The 5,121-nt window shown below is 72.4% G+C and carries 6 protein-coding genes; all 6 read left to right on the top strand.

Annotated elements, in window-relative coordinates:
- A partial coding sequence (gene aroA / locus ACOV8S_RS14970) for a 3-phosphoshikimate 1-carboxyvinyltransferase (RefSeq protein WP_448318311.1) occupies positions 1 to 1,019 on the top strand: 1,019 nt, incomplete at its 5' end.
- Between the two features lie 10 nt (positions 1,020 to 1,029).
- Positions 1,030 to 2,040 (top strand): ribosome small subunit-dependent GTPase A, encoded by a 1,011-nt coding sequence (gene rsgA, locus ACOV8S_RS14965; RefSeq protein WP_448318310.1) that lies wholly within the window; start codon positions 1,030 to 1,032, stop codon positions 2,038 to 2,040.
- 94 nt (positions 2,041 to 2,134) lie between these two features.
- Positions 2,135 to 2,458 carry a DMT family transporter gene (locus tag ACOV8S_RS14960; protein WP_448318309.1) on the top strand — a complete coding sequence of 108 codons (324 nt, stop codon included), beginning with the start codon at positions 2,135 to 2,137 and terminating at the stop codon, positions 2,456 to 2,458.
- A gap of 234 nt (positions 2,459 to 2,692) precedes the next feature.
- Complete coding sequence (locus tag ACOV8S_RS14955) at positions 2,693 to 3,370, top strand: sigma-70 family RNA polymerase sigma factor (protein WP_170145091.1); 678 nt, start codon at positions 2,693 to 2,695, stop codon at positions 3,368 to 3,370.
- Entirely contained in the window at positions 3,367 to 3,702 is a 336-nt protein-coding gene (gene rsrA / locus ACOV8S_RS14950; protein ID WP_448318308.1) for a mycothiol system anti-sigma-R factor, read from the top strand. The genes ACOV8S_RS14955 and rsrA overlap by 4 nt, the downstream gene beginning before the upstream one ends.
- Before the next feature lie 144 nt (positions 3,703 to 3,846).
- Positions 3,847 to 5,121 (top strand): HD-GYP domain-containing protein (locus tag ACOV8S_RS14945; protein ID WP_448318307.1); only part of this gene is annotated, 1,275 nt, incomplete at its 3' end.

Genomic DNA, 5,121 nt, shown 5'->3' with positions numbered 1-5,121 from the left:
ACGCCGGCACGGTCATGCGCTTCCTGCCCCCGGTGGCCGCCCTCGCCGACGGCCCGGTCCGCTTCGACGGCGACCCCCGCTCCCACGAGCGCCCGCTGCACGGCGTGATCGACGCGCTGCGCGCCCTCGGCGCCCGGATCGACGACGACGGCCGCGGCGCCCTGCCGCTGACCGTGCACGGCGGCGGCGCCCTGGACGGCGGGCCGGTCGAGGTGGACGCCTCCTCGTCCTCCCAGTTCGTCTCCGCCCTGCTGCTCTCCGGAGCCCGCTTCAACCAGGGCGTCGAGGTCCGGCACACCGGCGCCACGCTGCCGTCGCTGCCGCACATCCGGATGACGGTGGACATGCTGCGCGCCGCCGGCGCCCAGGTGGACACCCCCGAGTCCGGCGGCGAGGCGAACGTCTGGCGGGTGACGCCCGGCGCCCTGCTCGGCCGCGACCTGACCGTCGAGCCCGACCTGTCCAACGCCCAGCCGTTCCTCGCCGCCGCCCTGGTGACCGGCGGCCGGGTGATCGTGCCGGACTGGCCGGAGCGCACCACCCAGCCCGGTGACCGGCTGCGCGAGATCTTCACCCGGATGGGTGGATCCTGCGAACTGAAGGAGTACGGCCTGGAGTTCACCGGCTCCGGCCGGATCCACGGCATCGACGTGGACCTTTCCGAGGTCGGCGAGCTGACCCCCGGCATCGCCGCGGTCGCCGCCCTGGCCGACTCGCCGTCCACCCTGCGCGGCGTCGCCCACCTGCGCCTGCACGAGACGGACCGGCTGGCCGCGCTCACCAAGGAGATCAACGGGCTCGGCGGCGACGTCACCGAGACCGCCGACGGCCTGCACATCCGGCCGCGCGCGCTGCGCGGCGGCGTGTTCCACACCTACGACGACCACCGGATGGCCACCGCCGGCGCGATCCTCGGTCTGGTCGTCGAGGGGGTGGAGATCGAGAACGTGGGGACCACCGCCAAGACCCTGCCCGACTTCACACACCTGTGGACAGGGATGCTCGAGGACCGGCGGTAAAGGGCACCTCATGCGTCGCTACGGCAAGCACACCGACGAGGACGACATCCGCAGCCGCCCCAACCGCAAGGGGAACCGGCCCAGGACCCACATCCGCCCCAAGCACGAGGACGCCGCCGAGGGCTTCGTCCTCACCGTCGACCGCGGCCGCCTGACCTGCCTGGTCGAGGACACGGTCGTGACGGCCATGAAGGCCCGCGAGCTGGGCCGCAAGGCCGCCGTGGTCGGCGACCGGGTGGCCCTGGTCGGCGACATGTCCGGCGCGAAGGACACCCTGGCGCGGATCGTCCGCATCGAGGAGCGCGCCTCGGTGCTCCGCCGTACGGCGGACGACGACGACCCCTACGAGCGGGTGGTGGTCGCCAACGCCGACCAGCTGGCCATCGTCACCGCCCTGGCCGACCCCGAGCCGCGGCCGCGGCTGATCGACCGCTGCCTGGTCGCCGCCTTCGACGGCGGGCTGACGCCGCTGCTGGTGCTCACCAAGTCCGACCTGGCCTCCGCCGACAAGATGCTCGAGCTCTACGGGGCGCTGGACATCCCCCACGTGGTCACCAGCCGCGAGGAGCTGGAGACCGGCGGGGCCGCCGACCGGGTCCGCGAACACCTGGCCGGCAAGGTCACGGCCTTCGTCGGGCACTCCGGCGTCGGCAAGACCACGCTGGTCAACGCCCTGGTGCCGGAGGAACGCCGGCGGATCACCGGCCACGTGAACGCGGTGACCGGGCGCGGCCGGCACACCACCACCTCCGCGCTGGCGCTGCCGCTGGAGGGGGCCGAGGGCTGGGTCGTCGACACGCCCGGCGTCCGGTCGTTCGGACTCGCGCACGTCGATCCCTCCCGCGTCATCAACGCCTTCCCCGACCTGGAGGCCGGGACCGCGGACTGCCCGCGGGCCTGCAGCCACGACGAGCCCGACTGCGCCCTCGACCGGTGGGTGGCCGACGGCCACGCCGACCCGGCTCGGCTCTACTCGCTGCGGCGGCTGCTCTCGACGCGCGAGCGGCGCGAAGGGGACTGACCGGTCATTCCGGGCATAATCACGTCCACCGGCCACCCCGCGGCGCCGGAGCGGTCGGAGCGGTCACGGACGTGATTGATGCGGAGGACACCCCATGGCGTGGCTGCTGGTCATGATCGCCGGACTGCTGGAGACCGGGTTCGCGGTCTGCCTCAAGCTCTCGAACGGATTCACCCGGCTCTACCCGACGATGGCCTTCTGCGCGTTCGCGCTGGGCAGCTTCGGTCTGCTGACCCTCTCGCTCAAGCGGCTGGACGTGGGGCCCGCGTACGCGGTGTGGACCGGCATCGGGGCGGCCGGCACGGCGATCTACGGCATGGTCTTCATGGGGGACGTGGTGTCCGTGCTGAAGATCGTCTCGATCAGCCTGGTCATCATCGGCGTCATCGGCCTCCAGCTGTCGGGCTCGGCCCACTGACCCGAGGCGGCGGGAATGCCACGGGGGAGCGTGAGGTTGAAGGGGGAGAACAACACGTTCTGACCAGTCGTCCCGGGAGGAATCCGCCGCATGGGATCCGTCGCGTGCCCCAGTCGTCGCGCCACCGACCTCGAATGGTCGGTGCTTCCCTCGACCCGCACCGGCGCAGCCCGGCGGGCGGCCGGGGGGGAACGTCGTCTATTCTCCGATTCGAGTGGTACGACGCTGGAGGAGGTGGGTCCGGTCACCGGGACCGACGCGGAGCAGCCCGCGAGCGCCGAGGGCGCCGAGGGCAGGCGGACGACCGAGACGACCGAGGAGCGCAGCGCCCGGTTCGAGCGGGACGCGCTGGAGTTCCTCGACCAGATGTACTCGGCCGCGCTGCGCATGACGCGCAACCCGGCCGACGCCGAGGACCTGGTGCAGGAGACCTACGCCAAGGCGTACGCGTCCTTCCACCAGTTCCGTGAGGGCACCAACCTCAAGGCCTGGCTGTACCGGATCCTCACCAACACGTTCATCAACTCCTACCGCAAGAAGCAGCGGGAGCCCCAGCGCAGTGCCGCCGAGGACATCGAGGACTGGCAGCTCGCGCGCGCCGAGTCGCACATGTCGACCGGTCTGCGCTCCGCCGAGTCACAGGCGCTGGACCACCTGCCGGACTCCGACGTGAAGTCGGCCCTGCAGGCGATCCCCGAGGAGTTCCGCATCGCCGTCTACCTGGCGGATGTCGAGGGGTTTGCCTACAAGGAGATCGCGGACATCATGGGGACACCCATCGGTACGGTGATGTCCCGGCTGCACCGGGGCCGCCGCCAGCTGCGCGGCATGCTCGAGGACTACGCCCGCGACCGCGGGCTCGTCCCCGCCGGTGCCGGAGAGTCGAACGAAGCGAAAGGCTCGGGCTCATGAGCTGTGGAGAGCCGCACGAGACGGACTGCGCGGAGATCCTCGACCATCTCTACGAGTTCCTCGACCGTGAGATGCCGGACTCGGCCTGCACCAAGTTCGAGGAGCACTTCGAGGAGTGCTCGCCCTGCCTGGAGAAGTACGGCCTGGAGCAGGCCGTGAAGAAGCTGGTCAAGCGGTGCTGCGGTCATGACGACGTCCCCTCCGACCTGCGCGCGAAGGTGATGGGCCGCATCGAGCTGATCCGCTCGGGCGAGGTGACGCACGGCTCCGCGATGCCGGACGTCGACCAGCAGGGCGCGACGGTGACCCCCGCGTCATCCGGCGACTCCTGACCGTTCACCCGTACGTGCTAATCCGCGGGTCATAGGCCCGCGGATTCACCTATCAGGCCCCCCGTACCCCTTTCACCCGCTCTACGCTCCGGTGCAGAACGGGCACGAACCGGACCGCCCCGGTCCGGCCGGGGAGGGGACACCATGGGGTCTGTTCCGGCGGCATCGGTGCCGGCCGGCGCGCGTGTCTACGCGGCAGCCGCCGTACTGGCCGCCGGCGCCTGCCTGGTGTCGCTCCCGGACCTGCGCACGCCGTGGTGGGCGGTGACATTGCTGGCCGTGGTCTACGCCGGCTGCGGGCAGGCGGGGCGCCGGGCCGGCATCGACGCCTTCTACCCGGTGCTCCTGGCCGCCGCCTTCCTGCTCCCGCCGCCCGCCGCCGCCTTGGTCGCGGTGCCGGGCTCCCTCCTCTCCCCGGTCGCCGACCCGCCCAGACTGCTGAGACGCCTCTGGCGCGCCGCCGTGCTCTGCCTGTCCGTCCACGCCACCGCCTGGACGTACTGGGTGCTCGGCGGCCGCGACGCCGTGGTCGCCTCCCACCTCCCGCGGGCCCTGGCCGCCGCCGCCCTCGCCGTGCCGGTCTTCTGCCTGTGCGCGGCGCTGCTGGACGGCGGGATGAAGGCGCTGGCCGACCGGGTCCCGGCCCGCGACCCCTGGTGGCGGCAGTTCGTCCGCTCGCTGCCGCCGATGGCGGTGCACGGACTGGCCGGCGTGCTGATGGCCGTCCTGTGGCGCTCCCCGGACGGCCCGGCCGCCGCCCTGCTGGTGCTGCTGCCGATGTACGTCACCTGGTGGGTGTTCGCCCACTCCGACCAGGAGCGCACCGCCCACCGCTCCACCGTGCGGGCCCTGGTGCGGGCGGTCGACCTCAAGGACAACTACACCCGGGGTCACAGCGAGCGGGTCGGCCAGGCCTCGGTGATGATCGCCCGCGAACTCGGCATGGCCGACGAACGCGTCGAGGTGATCCGCTTCGCCGGCATCCTGCACGACGTCGGCAAGATCGGCGTCCCCACCCGGCTGCTGCGCAAGGACGGCCCGCTCACCCCGCAGGAACGCCGGGCGATCGAACTGCACCCCGAGTACGGCCACGAGATGACCCGCGGCATCGGCTTCCTGGAGGAGGCGCGGGCGGCCATCCTCCACCACCACGAACGGCTCGACGGCAGCGGCTACCCGTACGGGCTGGCGGGCGGTCAGATCCCCGAGTGCGCCCGGGTGGTCGCGGTCGCCGACGCCTTCGACGCGATGACCTCCTCCCGCTCCTACAGCCGCGCCCGGCCGGTGCCGACGGCCCTGGAGGAACTCGCCCGGTGCGCAGGCACCCAGTTCGACCCGCGGATGGTCACCGCCCTCACCCGCGCACTCGACCGTCACGGCTGGAACCCCGTCGTCACCTCCGACGACGCGGCCCCGGCA

Source organism: Streptomyces sp. CO7 (assembly GCF_053474865.1).
This window is presented reverse-complemented; position numbering and strand designations above follow the sequence as displayed.

Coding starts and splice junctions, on each gene's coding strand:
- ACOV8S_RS14960 (WP_448318309.1), top strand. CDS start 2,135: ATGGCGTGGCTGCTGGTCATGATCGCCGGACTGCTGGAGACCGGGTTC.
- rsrA (WP_448318308.1), top strand. CDS start 3,367: ATGAGCTGTGGAGAGCCGCACGAGACGGACTGCGCGGAGATCCTCGAC.
- rsgA (WP_448318310.1), top strand. CDS start 1,030: ATGCGTCGCTACGGCAAGCACACCGACGAGGACGACATCCGCAGCCGC.